This is a genomic window from Geodermatophilus sp. SYSU D00815 (genome assembly GCF_054050035.1).
Window position 1 is genome coordinate 1 of the sequence record NZ_JBJGYO010000006.1, and the last position, 26,060, is coordinate 26,060.

The 26,060-nt window shown below is 75.9% G+C and carries 31 protein-coding genes; 20 read left to right on the forward strand and 11 right to left on the reverse strand.

Annotated elements, in window-relative coordinates:
- On the forward strand, positions 1-637 hold a 637-nt coding region (locus tag ACI78S_RS08675; protein ID WP_456972226.1), incomplete at its 5' end, for a 5-oxoprolinase subunit C family protein.
- 86 nt (positions 638-723) lie between these two features.
- Here the strand turns inward: ACI78S_RS08675 and glgA are convergent.
- Positions 724-1,899 (reverse strand): glycogen synthase, encoded by a 1,176-nt coding sequence (gene glgA / locus ACI78S_RS08680; RefSeq protein WP_456972227.1) that lies wholly within the window; start codon positions 1,897-1,899, stop codon positions 724-726.
- A 72-nt stretch (positions 1,900-1,971) separates the two neighbouring features.
- Here glgA and glgC point away from each other — a divergent pair, with 72 nt between their 5' ends.
- On the forward strand, positions 1,972-3,192 hold the full coding sequence (gene glgC / locus ACI78S_RS08685) for a glucose-1-phosphate adenylyltransferase (protein WP_456972228.1): 1,221 nt from the start codon (positions 1,972-1,974) through the stop codon (positions 3,190-3,192).
- A gap of 22 nt (positions 3,193-3,214) precedes the next feature.
- Here glgC and ACI78S_RS08690 read toward each other — a convergent pair whose 3' ends face one another.
- Positions 3,215-3,862: an O-methyltransferase gene (locus ACI78S_RS08690; protein ID WP_456972230.1), complete on the reverse strand. Its 648-nt coding sequence runs from the start codon at positions 3,860-3,862 to the stop codon at positions 3,215-3,217.
- A 201-nt stretch (positions 3,863-4,063) separates the two neighbouring features.
- Between ACI78S_RS08690 and sigE the strand changes: the two genes are divergently transcribed.
- From sigE to ACI78S_RS08710, 4 genes are all read left to right on the forward strand, one after another.
- A complete protein-coding gene (gene sigE, locus ACI78S_RS08695; protein WP_456972232.1) occupies positions 4,064-4,639 on the forward strand; it encodes an RNA polymerase sigma factor SigE in 576 nt (191 codons plus the stop codon).
- On the forward strand, positions 4,636-5,223 hold the full coding sequence (locus ACI78S_RS08700) for an anti-sigma factor family protein (protein WP_456972234.1): 588 nt from the start codon (positions 4,636-4,638) through the stop codon (positions 5,221-5,223). Before sigE ends, ACI78S_RS08700 begins: the two co-directional genes overlap by 4 nt.
- 131 nt (positions 5,224-5,354) lie before the next feature.
- The gene (locus ACI78S_RS08705) at positions 5,355-6,797 is read left to right on the forward strand and encodes a S1C family serine protease (RefSeq protein ID WP_456972236.1); all 1,443 of its coding nucleotides are present in this window, start codon (positions 5,355-5,357) and stop codon (positions 6,795-6,797) included.
- A 92-nt stretch (positions 6,798-6,889) separates the two neighbouring features.
- Positions 6,890-7,270 carry a sec-independent translocase gene (locus ACI78S_RS08710; RefSeq protein ID WP_456972238.1) on the forward strand — a complete coding sequence of 127 codons (381 nt, stop codon included), beginning with the start codon at positions 6,890-6,892 and terminating at the stop codon, positions 7,268-7,270.
- Between the two features lie 111 nt (positions 7,271-7,381).
- Here ACI78S_RS08710 and ACI78S_RS08715 read toward each other — a convergent pair whose 3' ends face one another.
- A complete protein-coding gene (locus ACI78S_RS08715) occupies positions 7,382-8,530 on the reverse strand; it encodes an Mrp/NBP35 family ATP-binding protein (protein WP_456972240.1) in 1,149 nt (382 codons plus the stop codon).
- 233 nt (positions 8,531-8,763) lie between these two features.
- Between ACI78S_RS08715 and ACI78S_RS08720 the strand changes: the two genes are divergently transcribed.
- Genes ACI78S_RS08720 through ACI78S_RS08730 form a run of 3 tightly spaced genes read left to right on the forward strand, consistent with a single transcriptional unit; the run spans position 8,764 to position 9,952 of the window.
- Entirely contained in the window at positions 8,764-8,907 is a 144-nt protein-coding gene (locus ACI78S_RS08720) for a hypothetical protein (RefSeq protein ID WP_456972242.1), read from the forward strand.
- A 35-nt stretch (positions 8,908-8,942) separates the two neighbouring features.
- Positions 8,943-9,635 (forward strand): AzlC family ABC transporter permease, encoded by a 693-nt coding sequence (locus ACI78S_RS08725; RefSeq protein ID WP_456972244.1) that lies wholly within the window; start codon positions 8,943-8,945, stop codon positions 9,633-9,635.
- Complete coding sequence (locus tag ACI78S_RS08730) at positions 9,632-9,952, forward strand: AzlD domain-containing protein (RefSeq protein WP_456972246.1); 321 nt, start codon at positions 9,632-9,634, stop codon at positions 9,950-9,952. The genes ACI78S_RS08725 and ACI78S_RS08730 overlap by 4 nt, the downstream gene beginning before the upstream one ends.
- 46 nt (positions 9,953-9,998) lie before the next feature.
- Here the strand turns inward: ACI78S_RS08730 and ACI78S_RS08735 are convergent, their stop codons facing one another.
- From ACI78S_RS08735 to ACI78S_RS08745, 3 genes are read right to left on the reverse strand one after another with little or no spacing between them, the layout of a single operon-like run.
- A complete protein-coding gene (locus tag ACI78S_RS08735) occupies positions 9,999-10,475 on the reverse strand; it encodes a methylated-DNA--[protein]-cysteine S-methyltransferase (protein ID WP_456972248.1) in 477 nt (158 codons plus the stop codon).
- Between the two features lie 31 nt (positions 10,476-10,506).
- Entirely contained in the window at positions 10,507-11,046 is a 540-nt protein-coding gene (locus ACI78S_RS08740; protein WP_456972250.1) for a DUF1003 domain-containing protein, read from the reverse strand.
- Positions 11,039-12,277 carry a magnesium transporter MgtE N-terminal domain-containing protein gene (locus tag ACI78S_RS08745; protein WP_456972252.1) on the reverse strand — a complete coding sequence of 413 codons (1,239 nt, stop codon included), beginning with the start codon at positions 12,275-12,277 and terminating at the stop codon, positions 11,039-11,041. Before ACI78S_RS08745 ends, ACI78S_RS08740 begins: the two co-directional genes overlap by 8 nt.
- A 24-nt stretch (positions 12,278-12,301) precedes the next feature.
- On the opposite strand from ACI78S_RS08745, the gene ACI78S_RS08750 reads away from it, so the two are divergent.
- The 5 genes from ACI78S_RS08750 (at position 12,302) to ACI78S_RS08770 (ending at position 15,752) form a co-directional block, all read left to right on the forward strand.
- A complete protein-coding gene (locus ACI78S_RS08750) occupies positions 12,302-13,171 on the forward strand; it encodes a PhzF family phenazine biosynthesis protein (RefSeq protein WP_456972254.1) in 870 nt (289 codons plus the stop codon).
- Positions 13,171-14,091: a DMT family transporter gene (locus ACI78S_RS08755; protein ID WP_456972256.1), complete on the forward strand. Its 921-nt coding sequence runs from the start codon at positions 13,171-13,173 to the stop codon at positions 14,089-14,091. Before ACI78S_RS08750 ends, ACI78S_RS08755 begins: the two co-directional genes overlap by 1 nt.
- Before the next feature lie 16 nt (positions 14,092-14,107).
- Positions 14,108-14,371, forward strand: coding sequence for a DUF4242 domain-containing protein (locus ACI78S_RS08760; protein ID WP_456972258.1), 264 nt, complete (start codon positions 14,108-14,110; stop codon positions 14,369-14,371).
- An 86-nt stretch (positions 14,372-14,457) separates the two neighbouring features.
- The gene (locus tag ACI78S_RS08765; RefSeq protein ID WP_456972260.1) at positions 14,458-15,411 is read left to right on the forward strand and encodes an HpcH/HpaI aldolase/citrate lyase family protein; all 954 of its coding nucleotides are present in this window, start codon (positions 14,458-14,460) and stop codon (positions 15,409-15,411) included.
- 158 nt (positions 15,412-15,569) lie between these two features.
- Positions 15,570-15,752 (forward strand): hypothetical protein, encoded by a 183-nt coding sequence (locus ACI78S_RS08770; protein WP_456972262.1) that lies wholly within the window; start codon positions 15,570-15,572, stop codon positions 15,750-15,752.
- A gap of 3 nt (positions 15,753-15,755) precedes the next feature.
- On the opposite strand, the gene ACI78S_RS08775 is transcribed toward ACI78S_RS08770, so the two are convergent.
- Together ACI78S_RS08775 and ACI78S_RS08780 are read right to left on the reverse strand one after the other, a co-directional pair.
- A complete protein-coding gene (locus tag ACI78S_RS08775; protein ID WP_456972264.1) occupies positions 15,756-16,103 on the reverse strand; it encodes a DUF4190 domain-containing protein in 348 nt (115 codons plus the stop codon).
- A gap of 17 nt (positions 16,104-16,120) precedes the next feature.
- Positions 16,121-16,786 carry a hypothetical protein gene (locus ACI78S_RS08780; RefSeq protein WP_456972266.1) on the reverse strand — a complete coding sequence of 222 codons (666 nt, stop codon included), beginning with the start codon at positions 16,784-16,786 and terminating at the stop codon, positions 16,121-16,123.
- Positions 16,787-16,904: 118 nt separating this feature from the next.
- Here ACI78S_RS08780 and ACI78S_RS08785 point away from each other — a divergent pair, with 118 nt between their 5' ends.
- The gene (locus ACI78S_RS08785) at positions 16,905-18,104 is read left to right on the forward strand and encodes an acyl-CoA dehydrogenase family protein (protein ID WP_456972268.1); all 1,200 of its coding nucleotides are present in this window, start codon (positions 16,905-16,907) and stop codon (positions 18,102-18,104) included.
- A 70-nt stretch (positions 18,105-18,174) separates the two neighbouring features.
- Here ACI78S_RS08785 and ACI78S_RS08790 read toward each other — a convergent pair whose 3' ends face one another.
- Positions 18,175-20,220 (reverse strand): ArnT family glycosyltransferase, encoded by a 2,046-nt coding sequence (locus ACI78S_RS08790; RefSeq protein ID WP_456972270.1) that lies wholly within the window; start codon positions 20,218-20,220, stop codon positions 18,175-18,177.
- The gene (locus ACI78S_RS08795; RefSeq protein ID WP_456972272.1) at positions 20,217-21,497 is read right to left on the reverse strand and encodes a glycosyltransferase; all 1,281 of its coding nucleotides are present in this window, start codon (positions 21,495-21,497) and stop codon (positions 20,217-20,219) included. Before ACI78S_RS08795 ends, ACI78S_RS08790 begins: the two co-directional genes overlap by 4 nt.
- Before the next feature lie 99 nt (positions 21,498-21,596).
- Between ACI78S_RS08795 and ACI78S_RS08800 the strand changes: the two genes are divergently transcribed.
- From ACI78S_RS08800 to ACI78S_RS08810, 3 genes are all read left to right on the forward strand, one after another.
- Positions 21,597-22,547 carry an NADP-dependent oxidoreductase gene (locus ACI78S_RS08800; protein ID WP_456972274.1) on the forward strand — a complete coding sequence of 317 codons (951 nt, stop codon included), beginning with the start codon at positions 21,597-21,599 and terminating at the stop codon, positions 22,545-22,547.
- A gap of 19 nt (positions 22,548-22,566) precedes the next feature.
- The gene (locus tag ACI78S_RS08805) at positions 22,567-22,899 is read left to right on the forward strand and encodes an EthD family reductase (protein WP_456972276.1); all 333 of its coding nucleotides are present in this window, start codon (positions 22,567-22,569) and stop codon (positions 22,897-22,899) included.
- Between the two features lie 73 nt (positions 22,900-22,972).
- Positions 22,973-23,125 carry a hypothetical protein gene (locus tag ACI78S_RS08810; protein ID WP_456972277.1) on the forward strand — a complete coding sequence of 51 codons (153 nt, stop codon included), beginning with the start codon at positions 22,973-22,975 and terminating at the stop codon, positions 23,123-23,125.
- A 9-nt stretch (positions 23,126-23,134) separates the two neighbouring features.
- Here ACI78S_RS08810 and ACI78S_RS08815 read toward each other — a convergent pair whose 3' ends face one another.
- Complete coding sequence (locus tag ACI78S_RS08815) at positions 23,135-23,281, reverse strand: hypothetical protein (protein WP_456972279.1); 147 nt, start codon at positions 23,279-23,281, stop codon at positions 23,135-23,137.
- 271 nt (positions 23,282-23,552) lie between these two features.
- Between ACI78S_RS08815 and ACI78S_RS08820 the strand changes: the two genes are divergently transcribed.
- Positions 23,553-24,914: a C40 family peptidase gene (locus ACI78S_RS08820; RefSeq protein ID WP_456972281.1), complete on the forward strand. Its 1,362-nt coding sequence runs from the start codon at positions 23,553-23,555 to the stop codon at positions 24,912-24,914.
- Between the two features lie 73 nt (positions 24,915-24,987).
- Positions 24,988-26,052, forward strand: coding sequence for a hypothetical protein (locus ACI78S_RS08825; protein ID WP_456972283.1), 1,065 nt, complete (start codon positions 24,988-24,990; stop codon positions 26,050-26,052).
- Positions 26,053-26,060 lie beyond the last annotated feature (8 nt).

Below are 26,060 nucleotides of genomic sequence, written 5' to 3' on the forward strand. Positions count from 1 at the left end.
GACCGGCGCGCCGACGCCCCTGACCGTCGCCGGCCGCCCGGCCGGACTCAACGCGCCGCTGACCCTGCCGGCCGGCGCCGAGCTCGCGCTCGACGCCCCGCCCGTGGGGCTGCGGTCCTACCTGGCCGTGCGCGGCGGCGTCGACGTGCCGCCGGTGCTCGGCTCGCGCAGCACCGACCTGCTCAGCGGCCTGGGGCCGGCGGCGCTGCGGGCGGGGGACCTCCTGCCGGTGGGCACCGACGCGGGCGAGGAGCCGGTGGTCGACGTCGCCCCGGTGGCCGCGCCGTCGGACCGGCCGGTGCTGCCGGTGCTGCCGGGGCCGCGGCGCGACTGGCTGACCGGGGAGGCCTGGTCGCGGCTGGTCACCGCGGTGTGGGCGGTGAGCCCCGACAGCGACCGGGTCGGCGCCCGGCTCACCGGCCCGCGACTGGAGCGGGCCCGGGACGGCGAGCTGCCCAGCGAGGGGCTCGTGCCCGGCGCGGTCCAGGTCCCGCCGGACGGCGCCCCGGTGCTCTTCCTCGCCGACCACCCCGTCACCGGCGGCTACCCGGTGCTCGCCGTCGTCACCACCGCCGGTCTGGCGGCGGCGGCGCAGCTGCGGCCGGGGGACGAGGTGAGGTTCCGACCGGCCCGGTGACCCGTCGTGATCAGCGGCAGGTGGCTGCTCGGCACGCCGCCGGGCACGGCCACGCGGCGATGACCACGGGCGGAGGAGGCCCTGGTTCAGGACCGCCCGTCGAGGAGCTGGGTGTAGAGACCGACGGTCTCCTGGGCGATCGCGGGCCAGCCGAACTCGGTGAGCACGCGCTCGCGGCCGGCGGCGCCCATCCGCGCCGCCCGCACCGGGTCGCCCAGCAGCTCGGCGATGCGGGCGGCCAGCCCGGCCTCGAACGCCGAGGCGTCCTCGGGGTCGTAGGGCACCAGCAGGCCGGTGGCGCCGTCGGCGACCACCTCGGGGATGCCGCCGACCGCGCTGGCGACCACGGCGGTGCCGCAGGCCGCGGCCTCGAGGTTGACGATGCCGAGCGGCTCGTACACCGACGGGCAGACGAAGACGGTGGCGCCGGTGATCAGCGGCACCAGCTGCTCGCGGGGCAGCATCGCCTCGATCCACACGACGCCGCCGCGGCGGGCCTGCAGCGCCTGCACCGCGTCGGCGACCTGCTGCCGCTCGGCCGGGGTGTCGGCGGCGCCCGCGCACAGCACCAGCTGCCCGGCCTCGGGCGGCAGCTGCTCGGCGGCGGCCAGCAGGTGGGCCAGCCCCTTCTGCCGGGTGATGCGGCCGACGAACAGCGCGTACGGCCGGTCGGGGTCCACGCCCAGCGAGCGGACGACGTCGGGCGCCGGCGTCGGCCGGTAGGCCTCGGCGTCGACGCCGTTGTGGACCACGTGCACCCGGGCGGGGTCGAGCTCGGGGTAGACGGCGAGGACGTCGTCGCGCATGCCGCGGCTGACCGCGATCACCGCGTCGGCGGAGAGGTACGCCGTCCGCTCCACCCACGACGACAGCCGGTAGCCGCCGCCGAGCTGGTCGGCCTTCCACGGCCGGCGCGGCTCGAGCGAGTGCGCGGTGACCACGTGCGGCACCCCGTGCACCAGCTGGCTGAACATCCCCGCGGCGTTGGTGTACCAGGTGTGGCTGTGCACCAGGTCGGCGCCGGCGAGCGCGCCGGCGATCTCGACGTCGACGCCCAGCGCCTGCAGCGCCCCGTTGGCCTGCGCCAGCCCGGCGGGCACGCCGTGCCCGACCGCGTCCGGGCGCTCGCCGCCGAAGCAGTGGACGGTCAGCTCCGGCCCGGCCGGCAGCGCGCGCAGCGCCGCCACGAGGTGCTCGACGTGCACGCCCGCGCCGCCGTAGACGTCCGGCGGCCACTCCCTGGTCACGATCCCGATGCGCACGGCGTCACCCTAGGGGGCGGAACCGGCGGACCAGGTGGCGCGGACCACGTGCTGAGCGGCTACGTTTCGAGCATGCGCGGCGGTCCACGGGTGCTCGGCATCGTCCTGGCAGGCGGTGAGGGCAAGCGGCTGGCCCCCCTCACCCAGGACCGGGCCAAGCCGGCGGTGCCCTTCGGCGGCAACTACCGGCTCATCGACTTCGTGCTGTCCAACCTGGTGAACGCCGAGGTGCGGCAGATCGCCGTCCTCACCCAGTACAAGAGCCACAGCCTGGACCGGCACATCACCACCACGTGGCGGCTCTCGCAGCTGCTCGGCAACTACATCACCCCGGTGCCGGCGCAGCAGCGGCTCGGCCCGCGCTGGTACACCGGCAGCGCCGACGCGATCTTCCAGAGCCTCAACCTCATCTACGACGCCCGGCCCGACATCGTCCTCGTCTTCGGCGCCGACCACGTCTACCGCATGGACCCCGGCCAGATGGTCGACCAGCACCTGCAGACCGGTGCCGGGGTCACCATCGCCGGGCTGCGGGTGCCGCGGGCCGAGGCCACCGGGTTCGGCGTGATCGACGCCGACGCCGAGGGCCGGGTGCGCGGGTTCCTGGAGAAGCCGGCCGACCCGCCCGGGCTGCCGGACTCGCCCGAGGAGAGCTTCGCCTCCATGGGCAACTACTGCTTCACCACCGACGCGCTGCTCGAGGCGCTGCGCGCCGACGCCGCCGACGAGTCCTCCGCCCACGACATGGGCGGCTCGATCATGCCGATGCTCGCCGACCAGGGCGAGGCGTGGGTCTACGACTTCTCCACGAACATCGTCCCGGGGGCGACCGAGCGCGACCACGGCTACTGGCGCGACGTGGGGACGATCGACTCCTACTTCGACGCGCACATGGACCTCGTGTCCGTGACGCCGATCTTCAACCTCTACAACGACCGCTGGCCCATCCTCACCCTGCCGCCGCAGGCGCCCCCCGCGAAGTTCGTGCTCGGCGGCCGCGCGGAGGAGTCCATGGTGAGCGCCGGCACGATCATCGGCGGCGGCTCGGTGCACCACTCGGTCATCGCGCCCGGCGTGCGGGTCGAGCGCGGGGCGCGGGTCGAGGACAGCGTCCTCATGGACGGCGTGCACATCGGCGAGGGCGCCTACGTGCGGCGCGCGATCCTCGACAAGAACGTCGTCGTCCCGCCGTGGGCCCGCATCGGTGTCGACCACGGCGCCGACCGCGAGCGCTACCACGTCTCCGCGGGCGGGGTCACCGTGCTGGGCAAGGGCGCGGTCGCGCTCGTCTGACGGCGGCCGGACCCCTCGGTCGCTAGGCGGCGGGCTTCGTCGCCACCAGCAGCCCGCTGCCCACGGGCAGGACGGCGGACAGCAGCGCCTCGTCCTCCCGGACCGTGCGGGCCAGCTCCCGCCAGGCCACCGTCTGCGGATCGCGCGCGGTGCGGTCGGCGACCCGGCCGCCGGCCAGCAGGCCGTGGCAGACCAGCGTGCCGCCCGGGCGGATGAGGTCGAGCAGCGCCGGCAGCTGCGCGGTGTACTCGCGCGGCGGGCCGGCGCAGCTGACCAGGTCGTAGGCGCCCGGGGAGAGCCGGGGGAGGACCTCCGCCGGGGTGCCGAAGATCAGCCGGGTGCGGCCCTGCGGGACCCCGGCCTCGGTGAACGCCTTGCGCGCGGCGCGCAGCTGCTCGGGGTCGCCGTCGAGGGCGGTGAGGACGCCGTCGGGCCGCATGCCCTTGAGCAGCCACAGCCCCGAGATGCCGCCGCCGCCGATGGAGACCACCGAGCGCGCCCGGCCCTGCGCGGCCAGGACGGCGAGCGCGGCGCCGGCCGCCGGTTCCACCGGCACCGCGTCCGACCGGTGCGCCAGCCGGGCCCGGGCGGCGACCAGGGCGGGGGACTCGGGGGCGAAGCGGTCGGCGTAGGCCGCGGCCTCCGCCCCGGACCATCCCCCGCCGCTCATCACCGGCCGAGGGTAGTGGCCGGGGCCCCGCGTCAGCGCCCAGGCGCGTGGCCGGTGTGCCCGCCTGTGCGTTCGCTGTGGGCGGGAACACCCCTCCGGTGCCCGTCCGTTGATGGTTCCGTGCGCCTGAAGCGAGCACCGTCCGCCGTCCCCGCGACCGAGGAGCGGGACGCGCCGGCCCCCGTGGGGGATCCTGGGGCCGTGGCCGAGCCCGTCGTCCCCGAGCCCGCCGCCGAGGCGTGGGTCGCGCCGAGCTGGGACCAGGTCGTGCGCGAGCACTCGGCCCGCGTCTACCGCCTCGCGTACCGCCTGTCGGGCAACGCGCAGGACGCCGAGGACCTCACCCAGGAGACCTTCGTGCGGGTCTTCCGGTCGCTGGCGGACTTCTCGCCGGGCACCTTCGAGGGCTGGCTGCACCGGATCACCACGAACCTGTTCCTCGACATGGTGCGCCGCCGGCAGCGGATCCGGTTCGACGCGCTGCCGGAGGACACCGAGCGGTTGCCCGGCTCGGCGCCCAGCCCCGAGCAGGTCTACGCCGACACCCACCTCGACCCGCAGGTCCAGGCGGCGCTGGACGCGCTGTCGCCGGAGTTCCGGGTGGCGGTGGTGCTCTGCGACATCGAGGGGCTGACCTACGAGGAGATCGCGGCGACGCTCGGCATCAAGCTGGGGACGGTGCGCAGCCGGATCCACCGCGGCCGCGTGCAGCTGCGCGAGGCGCTGGCCCACCTGGCGCCGCGCCGTCCCGCCGTCGTGGAGGGAGGGCGGGCATGAGCATCCCCGAGAGCCACCTGGCCCAGGAGGCGATCGCCGCGCTGGTCGACGGCGAGCTGACCGCGGGCCCGGCGCGGCGCGCGGCGGCCCACCTCACGGGCTGCGCGCAGTGCCGCATGGCCGTGCAGGCCCAGCGCGAGGCCAAGGAGGCGCTGCACCGCTCGGAGGAGGTCGCCGTCCCCGGTGACCTGCTCTCGCGGCTGTGCGCCATCCCGTTCACCACCGACGTGCCGGGGAGCGGGGGCCCCGGGACGCTCGCCGCCGGCCCGGACTCGCTGACCGTCTCGGGGAGGTCGGGCTCGTGGGCGGTGTCGCTGCGCCCGCAGCGCCCGGGCCGCGGCGAGTCGACGGCGCGCTGGCTGCGCCGCGGCGTCACCGGCACGCTGGTCGGGCTGGGGATCGGGGTCACCGTCCTCGCCCTGAACCTGCCGGCCGTCGAGGACCTCGACCGCGGCACGCCGCCGGGCCCCGTCGCGCGGCCGTCGCTCCCGGAGGAGCAGACTGAGGGGGTGCCGCCCGTCGTCCGCACCCTCACCGTCGGGAACGCGTCCGTGACCGCCGCCGTCCCGGGTGGGACGCCCTGAGCGACACCGACGACCGCCGCGCCCCGGCGGAGCAGCAGCAGGACCCGGCCGACCGGGTCTTCGCCCGACCCGAGGGGGCGACCGGGTCGTTCGCCGTCCCGGGGGAGCGGCTGACCCCGCGCCCCACGCCCGTGCCGGCGACGTCCCCCGCCCAGCAGGCCGCGTTCGGCCGGCCGGCCAGCGTCGACGGCGGCTTCGCCGGTGACCGGCCGGTGCCGCCGCCCCGGCGGCTGCCGCCCCCGCCGCCCGAGGCGGTGCTGCGGGCGTTCGCGCCGTCCGGGCCGGGGCGCACCGGCCTGCAGGAGCCGCCGGGCGGGCGGCCGGGCCGACGGCGCACCTCCGCCGGCCCGTGGTGGAAGCCCGACGCCGCCTCCGACCCGTGGCGCGACCCGCACGCCCCGGCCGGCCTGGGCGCCCCCGCCGTCTACGACGAGGAGCAGCAGGAGGGCCCGGTCGTCGTCGACGCCCGGGGCCGCACGAAGGTCCGGCTGCGCGACCTGTCGATCCGGGTCTCGGCGCTGGTGCTGCTCGCCGTCCTGCTCGTCGGCGCCATCGGCGGCGGGGTGGGCTGGTTCCTCACCCGCGAGGCCGCCGAGACACCGCTGCTCGCGCCCGACACGCAGCTGTCCGAGGTCGACGAGGGCGTCGCCCGCGAGCCCGGCTCGGTGGCCGACATCGCCGAGCGGGTCGCCCCCGCCGTCGTCTCCATCGAGGTGCGGCTCGGCAACGCCGGGGCCACGGGCTCGGGCGTGGTCGTCGACGCCGAGAACGGCTACATCGTCACCAACAACCACGTGATCTCCGGGGCCGACGGCAATGAGGAAGCCGAGATCCGCGCGGTCTTCTCCGACGGCAGCGGCTCCGAGGCGCGCATCGTGGGACGCGACCCGGCCAGCGACATCGCCGTCATCAAGGTCGACAAGCCGGGCCTGGTGGCCGCGTCGCTGGGCGACTCCGAGGGCGTCCTCGTGGGCGACCCGGTGGTCGCGATCGGCTCGCCGCTGGGCCTGGCCGGCACGGTCACCAGCGGCATCGTCAGCGCGCTCGACCGCCCGGTGCGGCTCTCCGGTGAGGGCAGCGACACCAACGCCGTCATCAGCGCCGTCCAGACCGACGCGCCGATCAACCCGGGCAACTCCGGCGGCGCGCTGGTCGACGCGACCGGCGCGGTGATCGGCATCAACACCGCGATCGCCTCGCTCGGCGGCAATGGCACCACCGGCGGCTCCATCGGCCTGGGCTTCGCGATCCCCATCGACACCGCCCGCGACATCGCCGAGCAGCTGATCTCGACCGGCTCGGCGGTGCACGCCGCGCTCGGGGTGAACACCCGCTCGGTCACCGACGGCACGCGCGACGGCGCGCTGGTGCTCAACGTCGAGCCCGACAGCGGCGCCGACCGGGCCGGCATCGAGGAGCAGGACGTCATCATCGCGATCGACGACCAGCAGGTGGGCAGCTCCGAGGAGCTCGTCGTCGCCGTGGACGCGCACGCGCCGGGCGACACGGTGACGGTCGAGCTGGTGCGCAACGGTTCGTCGACGACGGTGCAGGCGACCCTCGACCAGGCCTAGCGGCCCAGTTTGGGGGACAGCCCGCGCGCGGGGGCCCCGGCTACGCTGGACGGCGGTCCGGCGGCCGGCGCCGGGATCGGACGGGAGCGGCGGTGTTCGACTCGATCGGCTGGGGCGAGATCGTCGTCCTCGCGCTCGCGGCGCTGTTCATCTTCGGGCCCGAGCGGCTGCCCACGCTGGCCCGCGATGCCGCCCAGGGGCTGCGCAAGGTCCGCGAGGCCGTGACCGGCGTCCGCTCGCAGGTGCACGAGTCCATGGGCGACGACTTCGCCGAGCTGCGGGACCTCGACCTGCGCAAGTACCACCCGAAGACGTTCATCCGCCAGCAGCTGCTCGGCGACGACGACGAGGCCCCGCCGCGGCGGAGCGGCGCGACGGCCGCGACCGCGGCGCCCGCCCGGCCGGCCGCGCGCCCCGCCGCCAAGCCGCGCGACGCGGGCACGCCCCCGCCGTTCGACATCGACGCGACCTGATCCGTCGCCCTACCGGACGACACCGCGGCCACGAGCCGTGCCCCGCGTGCGCTGAGCCCTCCCGGGCTTCAGGGCGCCTCGCGGGGCGGCTCGCCTACCGGCGCCGCGTCGTCACCGGCGGACGGGGGTGAGGCCCAGGCTCATGCCGGAGAGGCCGCGCTGGCGGGTGGCCAGGCCGTCGGCCACCCGCGCGAGCGCCTGCGCCGCGGGCGAGTCCGGCTCCGCCAGCACGATCGGGGCGCCGGCGTCGCCGGCCTCCCGCAGGCGGGTGTCGAGCGGGATCTGCCCCAGCAGCGGCACGCGCGCGCCGAGGGTGCGGGTCAGCGCGTCGCTCACGGCCTGGCCGCCGCCGGAGCCGAAGACCTCCATGCGGCCGCCGTCGGGCAGATCGAGCCACGACATGTTCTCGATGACGCCGACCACCTGCTGGTGGGTCTGGGTGGCGATGGCCCCGGCCCGCTCGGCGACCTCGGCGGCCGCGGTCTGCGGCGTGGTCACCACGAGGATCTCGGCGTTGGGCAGCAGCTGGGCGATGGAGATCGCCACGTCGCCGGTGCCGGGCGGCAGGTCGAGCAGCAGGACGTCGAGGTCGCCCCACCAGACGTCGGCGAGGAACTGCTGCAGCGCCCGGTGCAGCATGGGCCCGCGCCAGACCACCGGCGTGTTGCCGGGGGTGAACATGCCGATCGAGATGACCTTCACGCCGTAGGACTGCGGCGGCATGATCATGTTGTCGACCTGGGTGGGCTTGTCGTCGACGCCCAGCATCCGCGGCACCGAGTGGCCGTAGATGTCGGCGTCCACCACGCCCACCGACAGCCCGCGCTTGGCCAGCGCGGCCGCGAGGTTGACCGTGACGCTCGACTTGCCGACGCCGCCCTTGCCGGAGGCCACCGCGTACACGCGGGTCAGCGAGCCGGGCTGGGCGAAGGGGATCACCGGGTCGGTGGCGTCGCCGCGGACCGTGCGGCGCAGCTCGGCGCGCTGCTCGTCGCTCATCACGTCGAGGCCGACCTGCACCGAGGTCACCCCGGGGACGGCGGAGACGGCCTGGGTGACGCGGTTGGTGATCGTCTCGCGCATCGGGCAGCCGGCGACGGTCAGGTAGACCTCGACGCGCACGGTGCCGTCGGCGCCGATCTGCACGTCCTTGACCATGCCCAGCTCGGTCAGCGGGCGGTTGATCTCCGGGTCCTGGACGGTGGCCAGAGCCGCGTTGACGGCGTCGAGCGCCGGCGAGCCGGTCATCGTGTCCGACATCGTTCTCGTTCGTCTCCTTCGGCGAAGGACCCGGCCGGCCCTTGCCGCGCGCCCGCGGCGACCAGCGCATCCGGGTCTCCCGCCACTGTACGGCGGGTGGCACCGGGTGCCCGCCGCCTCAGGGGTGATCTGCTGCGCAGTCGTGGTCTGAGGTGCCTCAGATGCCGGCGGACGGCGGAGCGTGCGCGGTCGACCGATGCCCGGCCCGGCCCCTCAGGACGACCGTCGTCGTCGTGAACCCGACCGATGCGACCCCGCTGCTCCACGTCCTCCTCCTCGCCGACCCCGAGCGCGCGCACCGGCGCGACATGGTGCTGCTCGCCGCCCGCCGGCGCCCCCGCCGCACCCGGCGCCGGCTGCTCTCCCGCCTGGGGTGACCGGGGCGCGGCGGCCGGCCGTTAGGGTCGGCCGAGTGCCGACCTCCGCCCGTTCCGAGACCCTGCGGGACGCCGTCGGGCTCGGCCTCGCGGTCGGCCTCTACGGGGCGGCCTTCGGCGCCGCCGCGGTCTCGGCGGGCCTGTCGGAGTGGCAGGCGGTGACGCTGTCGCTGCTGATGTTCACCGGCGCCTCCCAGTTCGCCCTCGTCGGCGTGATCGGCGCCGGCGGCAGCGCGCTGGCGGCGGTGGGCAGCGCCCTGCTGCTCGGCACCCGCAACACCGTCTACGGCGTCCGGCTGGTCCCGCTGCTGCGGCCGCGGGGGCTGTCGCGGTTCGGCACCGCGCACTGGGTCATCGACGAGACCACGGCGCTGGCCGTCGCGGCGCCCGACCGCGGCCTGGCCCGGCTGGGCTTCCTCGTCGGCGGCGCCACGATCTTCACCCTGTGGAACGTCACGACGCTGATCGGGGCGCTCGGCGCCGCCGCGCTGGGCGGCGCCGCGCGGGCGGCGCTGGACGCCGTCGTCCCCGCGGCGTTCCTGGCCCTGCTGTGGCCGCGGCTGCGCCGGCCGTTCCCCGAGCCCGCGGTGCAGCGGCGGGTGGCCCTCGGCGGCGCCGTGGTGGCCCTGGTGCTCACCCCGTTCGTGCCGCCCGGCGTGCAGGTCGTCGCCGCCGTCGTCGCGGTGGCGCTCGCCGTGCGGCGGCGCGAGCCGGAGGGGGCCGCGTGAGCGGCACGACGCTCTGGGCGGTGGTGCTCGCCGGGTCCCTCGGCTGCTACCTGCTCAAGCTGGCGGGCCTGTCGGTGCCCGCGCGCTGGGTGGAGCAGCCGTGGGTGCGCCGGGTCGTCGACTTCGTCCCCGCCGCGCTGCTGGCCGCGCTGGTCGTGGTGCAGGCGGTGGCCTCCGGCCAGGACCTCGTCCTCGACGGGCGGCTGGCCGGCCTGGCCGTCGCCGCGGTGGCGCTGGCGCTGCGGGCGCCGTTCGTCGTCGTGCTCGTCCTCGCCGGGGGCGCCGGCGCGCTGGTGCACGTGCTGTGGGGCGCCTGACCCGCACCCTGCCGCCGCCCGGGCTCGCCGGCGCGCTCCGCGGCCGCTAGAACAACCGGGTGTCGCGCTGCTCGAGGTCGAGCAGGAACCGCTTGCGCGGCAGGCCGCCGCCGAACCCCACGAGGCTGCCGTCGGCGCCCACCACCCGGTGGCACGGGACGACGATCGCCAGCGGGTTGCGCCCGCAGGCCAGGCCGACGGCCTGCGCGCCGCCGGGTTCGCCGACGGCCGCCGCCACCGCGCCGTAGGAGCGGGTCTCGCCGTAGGGGATGCGCCGCAGCTCCCGCCACACGGCCAGCTCGAAGTCGCTGCCCCGCGGGCGCAGCGGCAGGTCGAACGCCTCCCGCTGCCCGGCGAAGTACTCCTCCACCTGGGCCGCCACGTCGGCGAGGCCGGCGGCGTCGCCCCGGCCCAGGTCGGCGGCCGGTCCGGGCGGCTCGAGGAACAGCCGGACGAGGACGCCGTCCTCCCGGACGACGGTCAACGGACCGAGCGGCGACGGCACCACGGCGTGCGTGCGCATGCCGGCAGTGTGCCGCCCGGGACCGACAGGACTAGCGCGAGACCTCGCCGGGGGCCACCGGCGCGGCGTCCCGGTCCTTCTTCTTCTTGCCCTTCTTCTCCCGCTCCTCGCCGTCGTCCTCGGCCAGGCGGCTGAGCTCCCCCCGGATGAAGTCGCGGGTGGCGAGCTCGCCGATCGCCACCCGCAGCGCGGCCAGCTCGCGGGCGAGGTACTCGGTGTCGGCCCGGGTCTGCGCGGCCCGCGCGCGGTCCTCCTCGGCCTGCACGCGGTCGCGGTCGGCCTGCCGGTTCTGGGCCAGCAGGATCAGCGGTGCCGCGTACGCGGCCTGGGTGGAGAAGGCCAGGTTGAGCAGGATGAACGGGTAGGGGTCCCACTGCAGCCGGATGGCGAAGACGTTCAGGCAGATCCAGGCCACCACGATGATCGTCTGGACGGCGAGGAAGCTGCCGGTGCCGAGGAAGCGGGCGATGCCCTCGGCGAACCGCCCGACCGCGTCGGGGTTGAGCCGCAGGAAGCTGCCGAACGTGCGCGCGTGGCCCCGCGGGACGTCGAGCCGCCGGCCGTCAGCCACGGCGGGCCCGCTCGCGCCAGTCGTCGGGCAGCAGGTGGTCGAGGACGTCGTCCACGCTCACCGCGCCGACGAGCCGGCCCTGCTGGTCGACCACCGGCGCGGCGACGAGGTTGTAGGTGGCGAAGTAGCGCGTGACCTCGGCCAGCGGCGCCTCCGGCCGCAGCGGCTCGAGGTCGTCGAGCGCCCCGCTGACCAGGGTGGACGGCGGTTCGCGCAGCAGCCGCTGGATGTGCGCCAGCCCGAGGTAGCGGCCGGTGGGCGTGGCCGACGGCGGCCGGCAGACGTACACCTGGGTGGCCAGCGCCGGGGTGAGCTCGGGGTCGCGCACGCGGGCGAGCGCCTCGGCGATCGTGGCGTCGGGGGCGAGGATCACCGGCTCGCTGGTCATGATGCCGCCGGCGGTGTCCTCGGAGTAGGCGAGCAGCTGGCGCACCGGTTCGGCCTCGTCGGGCTCCATGAGCTCGAGCAGCCGGTCGCGGTCGACCTTGGACAGCTCGGCCAGCAGGTCGGCGGCGTCGTCGGGGTCCATCTCCTCGAGGACGTCGGCCGCCCGCGCCTCGTCCAGGGTGCCGAGGATGGTGATCTGGTCGGCCTCGGGCAGCTCGCCGAGGACGTCGGCCAGCCGCTCGTCGTCGAGCGCCTCGGCCACCTCGTGCCGGCGCTTGATCGGCAGCTCCTGCAGGGCGTGCGCCAGGTCGGCGGCGTTGAGCTCGCGGTAGGTGGCGAGCAGCGTCTCGGCGCCCTGCCCGCCCTGGGCGAGCGCCAGCCCGGTGACGTCGTCCCAGGCGAGCTGGTGCAGCTGGCCGCGGCGGCCCAGCCGGCCGGGCTCCTGCACGGCGAGGCGGGTGATCAGCCAGTCGCCGGTGCGGGTCTGCTCCATGCCGGCGTCGACGACGGTGGCCCGGCGGCCGGACTCGCGGATGGTGACCGCGCGGTCGAGCAGCTCGCCGAGCACCAGGGTCTCGCCGGCCCGCTGCTCGAAGCGCTTGAGGTTGAGGGTCCCGGAGGCGAGCATCACCGCGCCCGGGTCGAGGGCGGTGACCCGGCCCATCGGCACGAAGATCCGCCGCCGCGCCACCACCTCGACGACGAGGCCGAGCACGCGCGGCGGGGCGGTGCCCACGCGCAGCCCGGCGACGACGTCGCGGACCTTGCCGACGCGGTCGCCGTTGGGGTCGAACACGGTCAGCCCGGCCAGCCGCGAGACGTATGCCCGGGTCGCCGTCGTCACGGCTGGGAAGGCTACCGTCGGGCCGTGCCGAGCCCCGATCCGCTGCAGTACGAGATCGTCGACGTCTTCGCGCCGCGGGCCTTCGCCGGCAACCCGCTGGCCGTCGTGTTCGACGCCGACGGGCTCGGCACGGAGCAGTGCCAGGCGCTGGCCAACGAGTTCCACCTGTCGGAGACGTCGTTCCTCATGGCGCCCACCGAGCCGGGCGCCGACTACAAGGTGCGCATCTTCACCCCCTACGCCGAGCTGCCCTTCGCCGGGCACCCCAGCGTCGGCGCCGCGCACACGCTCGTGCGGGCCGGCCGGCTGCCCGCCGGCACGGTGCGCCAGGAGTGCGGCGCGGGCGTCCTGCCGATCGAGGTGACCGACGACGGCGCCACGCTCACCGGCGGCCGGCCGACCCTCGAGGACGGGCCCGACCCCGCGGAGCTGGCCGAGGCCATGGGGCTGGCGGCCGCCGACGCCGTCGGGCTGCCGGCGCACGTCGCCGGGTGCGGCCTGCCGTTCGCCTACCTCGCGGTGCGCCCGGAGGTGGTCGACGAGGCCCGCCCCGACCCCGCCGCGCTCGGCCGGGTCGGCGTGGGGGAGGGTGTCCCGGTCGTCTCCTGGGACGCCGCGACGTCGACCGCCCGCGCGCGGGTCTTCGCCGGCGACCTCGGCTGGGGCGAGGACCCGGCCACGGGGTCGGCGGCGCTGGGCCTCGGCGTGTGGCTGGTGGCCGCCGGCCTGCTGCCCGGCGAGGGGACGGCCTCCTACGTCGTCCGCCAGGGGGAGCGGATGGGCCGCCCGTCGGTGCTGACCTGCACCGTCACGGCCACCGGCGGCCGCGCGACGTCGGCGACCGTCTCGGGCGCGGTCGTGCCGGTGGCGAGCGGCCGCATCCGGTTGCCCTGATGACGTCCCAGGCCGCGGCCTGGGCGGTGCACCGGCCGACCGGCCGCGAGTTCGCGATCATGGCCGTGGCGGTCGTCGGCGTCTCGATGTCCGGGCCGCTGACCGCGCTGGTCGCCGCGCCGTTCCTGGCCATCGCGTTCTGGCGCAACGCCGCCGGCGCCGCCGCCCTGCTGCCCGTGCTGCTCACCCGGGAACGGGCGACGCTGCACGGGCTGCGGCCGCGCGACCTGGGCAGCTCGGTGGTCGCCGGCCTGTTCCTCGCCGGGCACTTCGCCGCCTGGTTGCCGAGCCTGTCGATGACGTCGGTCGGGGCCTCCGTCGCGCTGGTCACCACCACGCCGATCTGGACCGCGCTGGTGGCCCGGATCAGCGGCGTGCGCCTGGCGCCGCAGGTGTGGTGGGGGCTGGTGCTCGCCGTCCTGGGCGCGGCGCTGATCGCCGGGGTCGACGTGACGGTGAGCCTCGAGGCGCTGGCCGGCGACGGGCTGGCGCTGCTCGGCGCGCTCTGCGCCGGCGGGTACGTGCTGGCCGGGGCGCGGGCCCGGCAGCGGCTGGCCACGTCGGCCTACACGATCGTCTGCTACTCGGTCTGCGCCGCGGCCACCGCGGTCGTCGCGCTGGTCGCCGGCTCGCCGCTGGCCGGCTTCCCGCTGCGCGACTGGCTGCTCATCGGGGGGATCACCGTCTGCGCACAGCTGTTCGGGCACACCCTGCTCAACCTGGTGCTCTCCTCGGTGGGGCCGACCGTGGTCAGCCTCGCCGTCCTGCTCGAGGTGCCCGGCTCGCTGGTCGTCGCCTTCGCGCTGCTGGGCCAGGTGCCGCCGCTGCTCGCGCTGCCGGGCATGGCCGCGGTGGTCGCCGGGGTCGCCCTCGTGGTCCGGGCGAGCCGCCCGACGACCCTGGTGGAGCCGGCGACCTGAGAGCACACTGCGCCCCATGCCGAGGTACCTCGTCGAGCGGACCCTCGGCGACGTCACGCGCGAGGAGCTGGACGCCGCCGCCGAGCGCTCCACGGCGGTCCGCGAGGCGCGCTACCCGCACATCACCTGGGAGCACACCCACGTGGTGAGCACTCCCGACGGGTTCAAGGCGTTCTGCGTCTACGAGTCGCCCGACCCGGAGAGCATCCGGCGGCACGCGGCCGACGCCGGTCTGCCGGTGGACCTGGTGCACGAGGTGGAGACCGACCTCGTCCCCTGAGGCGTTGACCACAACGCGGCGCGGGCCGCGAGGGGCGTCGCTACTCTCCGGTAACCGACGCACCCCCGATCCGCAGCGGAGGCACCGTGGCCGAGCTCCGATCCCGCCGTTCCAACCTCGCCGTGCCGGGCAGCAACCCCCGCTTCCTGGAGAAGGCGAAGGGCCTGGCCGCCGACCAGGTGTTCCTCGACCTGGAGGACGCGTGCGCGCCGCTGGCCAAGCCGGGCGCCCGCAAGAACATCGTCGCCGCGCTCAACGAGGGCGGCTGGGGCGAGAAGATCCGCGTCGTCCGGGTCAACGACTGGACGACGGAGTGGACCTACCGCGACGTGCTCGAGGTCGTGGAGGGTGCGGGGGCCGACCTCGACTGCATCATGCTGCCCAAGGTCGCCGACGCCGCCCAGGTGCGCGCCCTGGACCTCCTGCTCACCCAGATCGAGAAGGCCAACGGCCTGGAGGTCGGCCGGATCGGCATCGAGGCGCAGATCGAGACCGCCCAGGGCCTGATCAACGTCAACGACATCGCCTTCGCCAGCCCGCGGATCGAGACGATCATCTTCGGCCCGGCCGACTTCATGGCGTCGATCAACATGAAGTCGCTCGTGGTCGGCGCCCTGCACCCCGACTACCCGGGCGACCCCTTCCACCACATCCTCATGCAGATCCTCATGGCCGCCCGCGCCCGCGGCGTGCAGGCCATCGACGGCCCGTTCCTGCAGGTGCGCGACGTCGACGCGTTCCGCGAGGTGGCCAAGCGCTCGGCGGTGCTCGGCTTCGACGGCAAGTGGGTGCTGCACCCCGGTCAGATCGACGCGGCGAACGAGATCTACGCGCCGTCGCAGGAGGACTACGACCACGCCGAGCTGATCCTCGACGCGTACGAGTACCACACCTCCGAGGCCGGCGGGAAGAAGGGCTCGGCGATGCTCGGCGACGAGATGATCGACGAGGCCAGCCGCAAGATGGCGCTGGTCGTCGCCGGCAAGGGCCGTGCCGCCGGCCTGTCGCGCACGTCGTCGTTCACCCCGCCCGAGGACTGAGCGGCGAGCCGCTCGGCGCCGGGACGGGGCCGGTCGCCCGGCGTGCACACTGCCATCGTCCTCCGCGGACCGCCCCCACGACCAGAGGCCGACTGCCCTGTACCGGAACCGGCGGCGCGCGCACGGTGTCCGGTGCACGGGGAGGACGGAGGTGGTCCATGGACCCGCGGGCGGACGACGAGGTGCGGGCGCTCCTCGAGACGTCGGGCGGCAAGCCGATCGTGCAGATCGTGTGGGACCCGGAGACCGACACGGCGAGCATCCGCTGCGCCGGCCTCGACCACGCCCTGGTCCCGCGCCTGGTCCTCAACCTCGGCCGGGCCCTGGCCGGCGACCGGTGACCGTCAGGGGCCGAAGTCGACGCTGCCGGCCAGCGCGAACCAGCTGATCACCAGGACGGCGACCACCAGCACCCAGATGCCGGTGACGATGCCGCCGATGATCACCGCGGCGAGCGCCATCCCGTCACCCTGCTCGCCGCTGCGGCGGATCTGCTTGCGCGCGGCGATGCCCAGCCCCAGCCCGACCGGCGCCACGGTCAGCGCGCAGACCAGCGCGGCGATCGCCAGCGCGTTGGTCGGCGGGCCGTAGACCGGGTACGGCGGCGGGTAGCCCTGCGGGGGCCCGTACTGCGGCGGAGGGCCGTAACCCGGCGGTGGCCCGTAGGCGGGTGGCTGACCCGGATGGCTCATGCCCGCAGTGTGCGGCCTCAGAGCCCGACGGCGGACGGAGGGACCGCGGCGAGTCGGGTCGCGATCGCGCGGGCGGCGGCCGTCGCCGTCTCCGGGTCCTCGCCGATCAGGACCGAGAGGACCGCCCCGCGGGCCTGCGCGACGACCACCTGGGTCACGCCGTCGGCGAGCTCGTACCGGAAGACGACGCTGTTGTCGGCGAGCCCCTCGGCGCTGGGCGCCGGGAGGAACGCGTACTCCTCCGGCGGGCAGCTGCTGAACGCCTGGACCAGCTCCTGGACGGCGGTGGTCGCGGCCTGCGGTCCGTCGTAGGCGATGGCCTCGGAGGTGAGCTGCGCGGTGGCCGTGGCGTCGAGCCCGACGACGGGGAACTTGGCCACCCGGTGCTCCTCGGAGGTGAACGGGAAGCCGCAGATGCCCGCCAGGCTCGGGTTGTCGGTGAGGTCGCCGTCCGGCACCGGGTTGGCCTGCACCGTCCAGCCCTCCGGCAGGTCGGCGGCGCGCAGCGCGACGGCCCGGGCCGCGCTCTGCGGGTCGGTCGCCGCGGCGGGGTCGGCGGAGGCCTGCGCCGAGGCCTCGGCCTGCGCCGGGGCGGGCTCGGTGCGCTCGGCGGAGGACGGCTCGCCCCCGCAGCCGGCCAGCAGCAGGGCGGCGGCGAGCGGGGCGAGCAGCCGGGTCCTCACCGAGGCGACGGTAACCGCGGGCCCCTCGGGGTGACGAGAGCCACCCGGGGCGCACCGCCGCGGTGGCCCATACTCACCGGTAACCAACGGACACCGCAGTCCCGAGAGGTGCGTGCGAATGACCCGCCTGGCGCAGACCGCCGACCTGACCGACGTGCAGCAGGAGATCCTGGCGACGGTCCGCAGCTTCGTCGACAAGGAGATCATCCCGAACGCGCAGCGGCTGGAGCACGCCGACGAGTACCCGCAGGAGATCGTCGACGGCCTCAAGGAGCTGGGGATCTTCGGGCTGACGATCCCCGAGGAGCACGGCGGCCTCGGGGAGTCGCTGCTCACCTACGCGCTGGTGGTCGAGGAGATCGCCCGCGGCTGGATGAGCGTCTCCGGCGTCATCAACACCCACTTCATCGTCGCCTACATGGTCCTGCAGCACGGCACGGCCGAGCAGAAGGAGCGCCTGCTGCCCCGCATGGCCACCGGGGAGGTGCGCGGCGCGTTCTCGATGTCCGAGCCCGGGCTGGGCTCCGACGTCGCCGGCATCCGCACCAGGGCCGTGAGGAAGGACGACGGGTCGTACGTGATCGACGGCCAGAAGATGTGGCTCACCAACGGCGGCTCGTCGACGCTGGTCGCCGCGCTCGTGCGCACCGACGAGGGTGCCGAGAAGGCGCACCAGAACCTCACGACGTTCCTGATCGAGAAGCCGGCCGGTTTCGGCGACGTGCTCCCGGGTCTGAGCATCCCCGGCAAGATCGACAAGATGGGCTACAAGGGCGTCGACACCACCGAGCTGGTGTTCGACGGCTTCGCCGCCTCCGCCGACGACGTCCTCGGCGGCGTGCCGGGCCGCGGCTTCGCCCAGATGATGGACGGCGTCGAGGTGGGCCGGGTGAACGTGGCCGCCCGCGGCTGCGGCATCGCGATCCGCGCCTTCGAGCTGGCGATCGAGTACGCCCAGCAGCGCGAGACCTTCGGCAAGCCGATCGCCGGCCACCAGGCGATCGCGTTCAAGCTGGCCGAGATGGCGACCAAGGTCGAGGCCGCGCACGCGATGATGGTCCGCGCCGCCCGCCTCAAGGACTCGGGCTCCCGCAACGACGTCGAGGCCGGCATGGCCAAGCTGCTGGCCAGCGAGTTCGCCGCCGAGGTGACCCAGGAGTCGTTCCGCATCCACGGCGGCTACGGCTACTCCAAGGAGTACGAGATCGAGCGGCTCATGCGCGAGGCGCCGTTCCTGCTCATCGGCGAGGGCACCAGCGAGATCCAGAAGACGATCATCAGCCGCGGCCTGCTCAAGGAGTACGCACTCAAGCGCTGACACCTGTTCCGCCCACGCTCGTGCTCTGCCCACCACGGTGGACAGAGCACGAGCGTCGGGGGAAGGGTTGTCAGCCGGCCTGGCTGAGGTCGTAGAGCGTCACGCCGTCGACCGTGGTGGCGGTGAAGTTCTCCTCCACCCAGCTGGTGATCTCGGCCGAGGCGCTGCTGCCGCCGTCGCCACCGCCCATCCCGACGCCGCCGGACACGAACCAGTGGACCTGGCCGGACTCGACGAGCGCCTGGAACTCCGCCAGCGTCGGCGAGGGGTCGGTGCCGTTGAACCCGCCGATCGGCATGACCGGCAGCTCGGTGGCCAGCTGGTAGCCCGCCGCGTTGTTGGCGCCCACGGTCGCCGCCACCCAGGTGTAGGAGCCGGCGTCCTCGGCGAGGACGGCGGCCAGCTCGTCGCTGACCTCGCCGGCGTCGAGCAGCCCGCCACCGCCGAAGCCGCCGCGGCCGCCGGTGGTGCCGCCGGCCGGGGCGGGCACGGTGCCGCCGCCCCCGCCGCCCCCGCCGCCCGGGCCACCGGCCGGACGGGTGCCGCCGCCGGTGAAACCGCCTGGTCCGCCGGCCCGACCTGGGCCACCGGCGCCACCGCCGCCGAAGCCGCCGTCGGAGGTCACGGCCGGGCCCGCGCTCGGGATCGACCCGGTGTGCGCCGTGCCCGCCGTCTGGACGGCGTAGGCGGCCGGGCCGCCGAGCCCGGCGACGACCGCCAGCGCGAGCACGCCCGCGGTGACCGCGCGGCGCAGCCGGTGCACCACCAGCAGCCCCAGCGCGGCGACCGCGCCGGCGACCAGCACGACCCACTTCAGCCACGGCAGGAAGTCGGCCGACCGCGCCATCAGCGCCCACGACCAGGTGGCGGTGGCGGCGAGGACGACGGCCAGCACGACCCGCGCCCAGAACTGCCCGCGCCGCTGCCACAGCAGCCCACCACCGAGGCCTACCAGCGCCGCGACCGCCGGTGCCAGCGCCACGGTGTAGTAGGCGTGGAAGATGCCGGCCATCAGGCTGAAGGTGAGGCCGGTGACCAGCAGCCAGGTGCCCCACGTGAGCAGGCCCGCGCGGCGGCCGTCGGTGCGCGGGGCCCGGCCCACGGCCACCAGCCCGGCGACGAGCAGCAGCAGCGCCGCGGGCAGCAGCCAGGCGATCTGCCCGCCGATCTCCGAGCCGAACAGCCGTCCGAGGCCGGTCTCGCCCCAGCCCACGCCGCCGCCGACGCTGCCCGTCTCCTCGCCGGTGAGCCGGCCCAGGCCGTTGTAGCCCCAGATCAGCTCCCACACCGAGTCGGTCTGCGAGCCGCCGATGTAGGGCCGCACCGAGGCGGGGACGAGCTCGACGACCGCGACCCACCAGCCGCCGGTGACGACGAGCGCGGCGCCGGCCGCGAGCAGGTGCAGCAGGCGCTTCGGCAGCGTGGTGGGCGCGGTCACCAGGTAGGCCAGCGCGAACCCGGGGACGACGAGCACCGCCTGCAGCGTCTTGGTGAGGAAGGCCAGACCGACGAGCACGCCGACGCCGACCAGCCAGCGCAGCCGCGCCCGCTCGACGGCCCGGGTGAGCGCGTAGGCGGCCAGCGTCATGAGCAGGACCAGCAGCGCGTCGGGGTTGTTGAACCGGAACATCAGCACCGCGACCGGCGTGAGCGCCAGGGCCGCGCCGGCCAGCAGCGCCGGGCCGTACCCGGCCACCCGCCGGACGGCGAGGTAGAGCACCCCGACGGTGGCCACGCCCATGAGCGCCTGCGGCACCAGGATCGACCACGACGACAGCCCGAACAGCCGCACCGACAGGGCCATCACCCACAGCGAGGCCGGCGGCTTGTCGACGGTGATGGAGTTCGCGGCGTCGGAGGAGCCGTAGAAGAACGCCTCCCAGCTCTGCGAACCGGCCTGCACAGCGGCGGAGTAGAAGGCGTTGGCCCAGCCGGAGGCGGACAGGTCCCAGACGTAGAGGACGCCGGTGGCCGCGAGCAGGCCGAGCAGCGCCGGGCGCACCCAGCCGGGGTCGCCGTCGCGACCGCGGACGAGCCGGCGCAGCCGCGACGGCCGGGCCGGGGGCGGTGCAGGGGCGGCCCGCTCCGGCGGCGCGGCGGGCAGGGTCGTGGTCATCGGGCGGTCTCCATCTCGAGGACGGCGTTCCCGCCGTCGGCAGGGGTGGACGCGGACCGCGGCCGGAACACCCAGCCGCGGAAGAGGACGAAGCGCAGCAGCGTCGCGACGGCGTTGGCGGCGACGAGCAGGAGCAGCTCCGCCGCGCGGGAGGCGCCCGGCGCGGCGGCGTGCAGGACGGCGAGCGAGCCGCTGGTCAGGGCCAGCCCGAGGCCGAAGACGGCCAGGCCCTGGGCGTGGTGGACCGCGGCGCCGGCGCCGCCGCGGATGCCGAAGGTGATCCGCCGGTTGGCCGCGGTGTTGGCGACGGCGGTGAGCAGCAGCGCGGTGAGGTTGGCCGGCTGCGCGCCGACCACCCCGCGCAGCAGCACGAACAGGAGCAGGTAGGCGATGGTCGACAGCACGCCGACGGCGGCGAACCGCAGCAGCTGGGCCACCATGCCGGGCGGCACCCCGGGCACCGGATCGGGCAGCGGCCGGCGGCCGATCTGCGCCCGCAGCTCGGCGATCGGCAGCCGGCCGGTGGCGAACGCGCGCAGCATCCGGGCGATGCCGGCCAGGTCCGCCTTCGCCGTCCGCACGATGTCGACCCGGCTGTCGGGGTCGTCGACCCAGTCGACCGGCACCTCGTGGATGCGCAGGCCGGAGCGCTCGGCGAGCACCAGCAGCTCGGTGTCGAAGAACCAGCCGGTGTCCTCCACCAGGGGCAGCAGCCGCCGGGCGACGTCGGCCCGGATCGCCTTGAAGCCGCACTGCGCGTCGGACAGCGAGGTGGCGAGCGTCCCGCGCAGCAGCAGGTTGTAGCCCCGGCTGATGACCTCGCGCTTGAGCCCGCGGACCACGCGGGAGGAGCGGGAGAGGCGGGTGCCGACGGCCAGGTCGGAGTGGCCGCTGAGCAGCGGGGCGACGAGGGGGAGCAGGGCGGCGAGGTCGGTGGAGAGGTCGACGTCCGTGTAGACGAGGACGGGTGCGTCGGAGGCCAGCCACGCCTCGCGCAGCGCCCGGCCGCGGCCGGGCTCCGGGAGCACCCGCACCTCGACGCCGGGCAGCTCGGCGGCGACCCGCCGGGCCACGGCCAGCGTGCCGTCGGTGCTGGCGTTCTCGGCGACGGTGATCCGGAACGACCACGGCAGGTCGGACAGCGCCGCGTGCAGCCGGCGCAGGCACGGCTCGAGGTCGGTCTCCTCGTCGTGGACCGGCACGACGACGTCGAGCACCGGTGGGGCCGGTCGGGGTTCTCCGGCGCGCGCGTCCGCGCCCTGCAGAAGGGGTGGCATGGGGTCACCGTCGGTGCGCCACCTGGCGGGGGACCGGGGAGCGGCTGGACGTTCTCTGTGACAGCGGATTCACAGTGAGTGACGGGGTAGAGAGGAGGCATGGGACGCGCGGCGGGAGTGACCGAGTTCGGCGGGCCGGAGGCGCTGCGCCTCGTCGAGGTGCCGGCGGAGCCGCTCGGCCCGGGGCAGGTGCGGCTGCGGGTGACCGCGGCGACGGTCAACCCGACCGACACCCACCTGGTGGCCGGCGCCTACGCCGGGCGCGACCCGGTCACGGTCCCGCCCTGGGTGCCGGGCATGGACGTGGCGGGCGTTCTCGACGGGGTCGGGGAGGGCGTCGACCGCCCCGACCTGCAGGTCGGCGCGCCGGTGATGGGTGTCGTCGTCCCCACCGGGGCGCACGGCGGCTACCGGGAGGACCTGGTGCTGCCGGCCGACTCCGTCGTCCGCGCGCCGGCCACCGCCACCGACGTCGAGGCCTCGACGCTGCCGATGAACGGGCTGACGGCGCGCGCCTCGCTCGACCTCCTGGGGCTGCGGCCGGGGCAGGTGCTCGCGGTGACCGGGGCGGCCGGCGCCTACGGCGGCTACGTCGTCCAGCTGGCCAAGGCCGACGGGCTGACCGTCGTCGCCGACGCCGCGGAGGCCGACGAGCAGCTCGTCCGCGACCTGGGGGCCGACGTCGTCGTCCGGCGCGGGGACGACGTCGCCGCGCGGATCCGCGAGCAGTTCCCCGACGGCGTCGACGGGCTGGCCGACGGCGCGGTGCAGGACGAGCTCGTGCTGCCCGCGGTCCGCGACGGGGGAGCGGTGGCGACCGTGCGCGGCTACCGCGGGCCCGGCGGCGGCGAGCGCGGCCTGCGGTTCTTCCCGACCCTCGTGCGGCGGGTGGCGCAGGACCGTGCCGCCCTGGACCGGCTCCGGCAGCAGGCCGAGGACGGCGTCGTGACCCTGCGGGTCCACCGCGCCCTGCCCGCGGCCGAGGCCGCCGAGGCGCACCGGCTGCTGGCCCGCGGCGGGGTCCGCGGCCGGCTGGTCCTCACCTTCTGACGCTGCTTGGGTGGGCCGCATGGTGCACCGACTGCTCGTCAGCTTCGGCCGGCCGGAGGACCCCGGGGCCTTCGACGACTACTACCGCGTCACCCACGCCCCGCTGGCGATGGAACTGCCGGGCCTGCTCCGGCTGAGCGTCGGCCACCCGCAGCCGCTGGACCCCGCCGCGCCCGGCCCGTACATGGTCGCCGAGCTGGACTTCGCGTCGGAGGAGGCGATGGGGGAGGCGCTGGCGTCGAACGAGGGGCGTGCGGCCGGCGCGGACCTCGCGAACTTCGCCACCGGCGGGGCGACGCTGGTCCACTTCGACGTGCGCGAGCCGGTCGCCGGCATCCCCGAGATGCCGTGACCGCGCGGGCCGGTGCCCAGGGCTCCTGCGCGCCGCGCTGGGCAGTCCCCGCACACCGCTGGAGGAGGTCCCGATGCCATCGTTCGGACGGCGGCTGCGCTGCCGCCTGCTGCGCCTGCACGACTGGCGCCTGCACAGCACCGAGGACGGCGGCCGCTACCGCCGGTGCGCGGTCTGCGGCACCGACGACGTCGGGCCCCGGGGGATGACCAACACCATCGGCTAGGTGCCCGGGCTAGGTGCGCGGCGCCTTGCGCGGGTGCAGCAGGCGCTCCACCGCGGCGGTGGCCTGCTTGGCCTCCTTGCGCGCGGCGCGCTTCTCCTTCAGCGCCTTGCCCGACTTCTTGGCGGTGTGGGCGTCGTGCGGGGACTTGTCGGCCATTGGGGTGCTCCCTCGGCGCGGGGCCGGATCGGCTCCGGGTGGCGCGCACGCTACGCCGGACCGGCCCCGGCCGGGAGAGGCCTGGGCCCGCGTCGGTGGGCGGTGTGCTCCCGGGCCGACGGCGATGACGCCGACCGCTTGTCGACATGGGGACGAATGCCATTCCGGAAGTGCGAGAAAATAGTTCTCAAGGAATCACCCCATCGGGTCGATCCCATTGTCGGCGCAATTCGCAGAAAGGCGGATCGCGCACGACGGAGGGAGATGCCCGGTGCGGATCGGCAGCGGACAGGGACGGCGCACCGCGGCGCGGTGGGCCGCCCGGACCACCGGCGTCGTCGTGGCCACCGCGGTCGGGCTGGGCCTGGCCGCCGGCGTGGCGTCCGCGGCGCCGCGCACCCCGTCCGACGCCGAGATCCAGGCCGCCCGGCAGGCCGCCGAGGCCGCCGCCGCGCAGATCGGCCAGCTCGCCGCGCAGGTCGCGCAGGCGCAGGCGCAGGTCGACGCCGCGCACGCGGCCGCCAACATCGCGCTCGACGAGTTCCAGGCCACGCAGGCCGAGCACGAGGCGGCCCGGGCGCGGGCCGCGGCCGCCGACGACGCCGCGCGGCAGGCGCAGGGCGACCTCTCCGCCGCCCGCTCCGACGTCGCCGCCTTCGCCCGCGACAGCTACATGGCCGGCACCACCAACCCCGGGCTCACCAGCCTGCTCGACGCCGGCAGCCCGGCGCAGATGCTGGAGCGCGCCGCGCTGCTCGACGCGGCCGGCGACCACCGCTCCGACGTCCTCACCCGGGTGACCGCCGTCGAGCAGCAGGCCACCGAGGCCGCCGCCGTCGCGCAGACCGCGCTGGCCACCGCCGACGCCCTCCAGCAGGAGGCGGAAGCGCAGCTGGCGGAGGCGACCGCGCTCGAGGCCGGCGCCCGCGAGCAGGCCGCCGCCGTCGAGGCGCAGCAGGCCCAGCTGCAGCAGCAGCTCGACAGCGCGCAGCAGACCGTCTCCACCCTCGAGGGCCAGCGCACCGCGGCCGACCGGGCCGCCCGGGACGCGGCGGCCGCCGCCGCCGCGGCCGCGGCTGCCGCGGCGGCCGAGGAGGAGGCGCCCGCGCCGGCGCCCTCCGGCGGCGGCAGCACCGGTGGCAGCGCCGGCGGCTCGGGCAGCACCGGCGGCAGCAGCGGCGGAGGCGGCACCGCGTCCGGCGGGGGTGCCGGCGCGCCGTCGTCCTCCGCCGTGGAGACGGCGATCGCCGCGGCCTCGCGCTGGATCGGCACGCGCTACGCCTGGGGCGGCGGGTCGCTCAGCGGCCCGAGCATGGGCTGGGGCGTGGACGCCGGCGTCGTCGGCTTCGACTGCTCGGGCCTGACCCGGTACGCCTACCACCAGGCCGGCATCTCGATCGCCCGCAACAGCAGCGCCCAGTACAAGAGCCTGCCCAAGGTGTCGCGCAGCCAGCTGCAGCGCGGTGACCTCGTCTTCTGGGCCACCAACACGAGCAACCCGTCGACGATCTACCACGTCGCCATCTACCTGGGCGGCAACCAGATCCTGGAGGCCCCCGAGAGCGGCAAGACCGTGCGCATCACCTCGATGCGCTGGTCGGGCTTCATCGGCGGCGCGCGCCCCAGCGCCTGACCCGCCACCGGCCGACCGTGCCCGCGTCGTCGCCGGGCATGTGGCGCCGGACCGGCTCCGGCCCCATGCTGCGGTGGGGGTGGTCATGGGGGCGCACTCGCGGGGGCCGGCCCGTCGGCGCGGCGGCCTGCTGCTCGGCCTCCTGGTGACCGCCGCCCTGGTCGTGGCGGTGCGCGGCGACGCGCTCCACGAGGAGTGCAGCGGCGGCCCGTGCCGGGCCGGGGAGGCCGCCGACGTCGCCACCGTGCCCCTCGCGCCGCCGCCGACCGCCCCCGCGACCACGACCGCCCCCGCGACCACGACCGCTCCCGACGCCGGGCCCTCGCCGTACGCCGGGGTCGGGACGTGGCTGTCGCGCTACCGGTTCACCCGCGAGTTCGCCGGCGAGACCCCGCCGGTCGGCCCCGACGACGTCGACGCGATGGCCGACGCCGGCGTGCAGACCCTCTACCTGCAACCGGCCGCCGACGACCCCCGGTTCCCCGGGCTGCTGAGCACCGACCTGCTCGCCGAGTTCCTGCGGCGGGCGCACGCGCGGGACGTGCGGGTCGTCGCCTGGTACCTGCCGCGCTTCACCGACCCCGCCGGCGACCTGCGGCGGCTGCGCGAGATCGCCGGGTTCCGCGTGGACGGGCGGGGCTTCGACGCGGTCGCGGTCGACATCGAGTTCACCGAGGGCACCGACGTCGCCGCCCGCAACGCCGCGCTCGTCGAGCTGTCCCGGCAGCTGCGCGCCGCGCTCCCGGACGTCGAGCTGGGGGCGGTCGTGCTGCCGCCGGTGGTCACCGACGTGCTCAACACCGCCTACTGGCCGCAGTTCCCGTGGGCCGAGCTGCGCGACCTCTACGACGTGTGGCTGCCCATGGCGTACTGGTCGAACCGGTCGGAGGAGGGCTTCACCGACCCCCACCGGTACGTCACCGAGAACATCGCGCGGGTGCGCCAGCACCTCGGTGACCCGTGCGCGGTGGTCTCGGTGATCGGCGGCTACGACGTCGAGGAGACCGCCGAGGACTACGCCGCGATGGCGCGGGCCGCGGCCGAGCAGGGCGCGGTCGGCGTCTCGATCTACGACTGGCCGACGACGCCGCCCTCGGCGTGGCCCGCGGTCACCGGGTACGCCGCCGCCGGCTGCTGACCGCGGCG

What these genes read in the sequence shown, in the direction of transcription:
- glgC (WP_456972228.1), top strand. Translation starts at nt 1,972, where the DNA reads ATGCGCGGCGGTCCACGGGTGCTCGGCATCGTCCTGGCAGGCGGTGAG.
- ACI78S_RS08690 (WP_456972230.1), bottom strand. Translation starts at nt 3,862, where the DNA reads ATGAGCGGCGGGGGATGGTCCGGGGCGGAGGCCGCGGCCTACGCCGAC.
- ACI78S_RS08700 (WP_456972234.1), top strand. Translation starts at nt 4,636, where the DNA reads ATGAGCATCCCCGAGAGCCACCTGGCCCAGGAGGCGATCGCCGCGCTG.
- ACI78S_RS08715 (WP_456972240.1), bottom strand. Translation starts at nt 8,530, where the DNA reads ATGTCGGACACGATGACCGGCTCGCCGGCGCTCGACGCCGTCAACGCG.
- ACI78S_RS08735 (WP_456972248.1), bottom strand. Translation starts at nt 10,475, where the DNA reads ATGCGCACGCACGCCGTGGTGCCGTCGCCGCTCGGTCCGTTGACCGTC.
- ACI78S_RS08755 (WP_456972256.1), top strand. Translation starts at nt 13,171, where the DNA reads ATGACGTCCCAGGCCGCGGCCTGGGCGGTGCACCGGCCGACCGGCCGC.
- ACI78S_RS08760 (WP_456972258.1), top strand. Translation starts at nt 14,108, where the DNA reads ATGCCGAGGTACCTCGTCGAGCGGACCCTCGGCGACGTCACGCGCGAG.
- ACI78S_RS08770 (WP_456972262.1), top strand. Translation starts at nt 15,570, where the DNA reads ATGGACCCGCGGGCGGACGACGAGGTGCGGGCGCTCCTCGAGACGTCG.
- ACI78S_RS08775 (WP_456972264.1), bottom strand. Translation starts at nt 16,103, where the DNA reads ATGAGCCATCCGGGTCAGCCACCCGCCTACGGGCCACCGCCGGGTTAC.
- ACI78S_RS08785 (WP_456972268.1), top strand. Translation starts at nt 16,905, where the DNA reads ATGACCCGCCTGGCGCAGACCGCCGACCTGACCGACGTGCAGCAGGAG.
- ACI78S_RS08790 (WP_456972270.1), bottom strand. Translation starts at nt 20,220, where the DNA reads ATGACCACGACCCTGCCCGCCGCGCCGCCGGAGCGGGCCGCCCCTGCA.
- ACI78S_RS08795 (WP_456972272.1), bottom strand. Translation starts at nt 21,497, where the DNA reads ATGCCACCCCTTCTGCAGGGCGCGGACGCGCGCGCCGGAGAACCCCGA.
- ACI78S_RS08800 (WP_456972274.1), top strand. Translation starts at nt 21,597, where the DNA reads ATGGGACGCGCGGCGGGAGTGACCGAGTTCGGCGGGCCGGAGGCGCTG.
- ACI78S_RS08805 (WP_456972276.1), top strand. Translation starts at nt 22,567, where the DNA reads ATGGTGCACCGACTGCTCGTCAGCTTCGGCCGGCCGGAGGACCCCGGG.
- ACI78S_RS08810 (WP_456972277.1), top strand. Translation starts at nt 22,973, where the DNA reads ATGCCATCGTTCGGACGGCGGCTGCGCTGCCGCCTGCTGCGCCTGCAC.
- ACI78S_RS08815 (WP_456972279.1), bottom strand. Translation starts at nt 23,281, where the DNA reads ATGGCCGACAAGTCCCCGCACGACGCCCACACCGCCAAGAAGTCGGGC.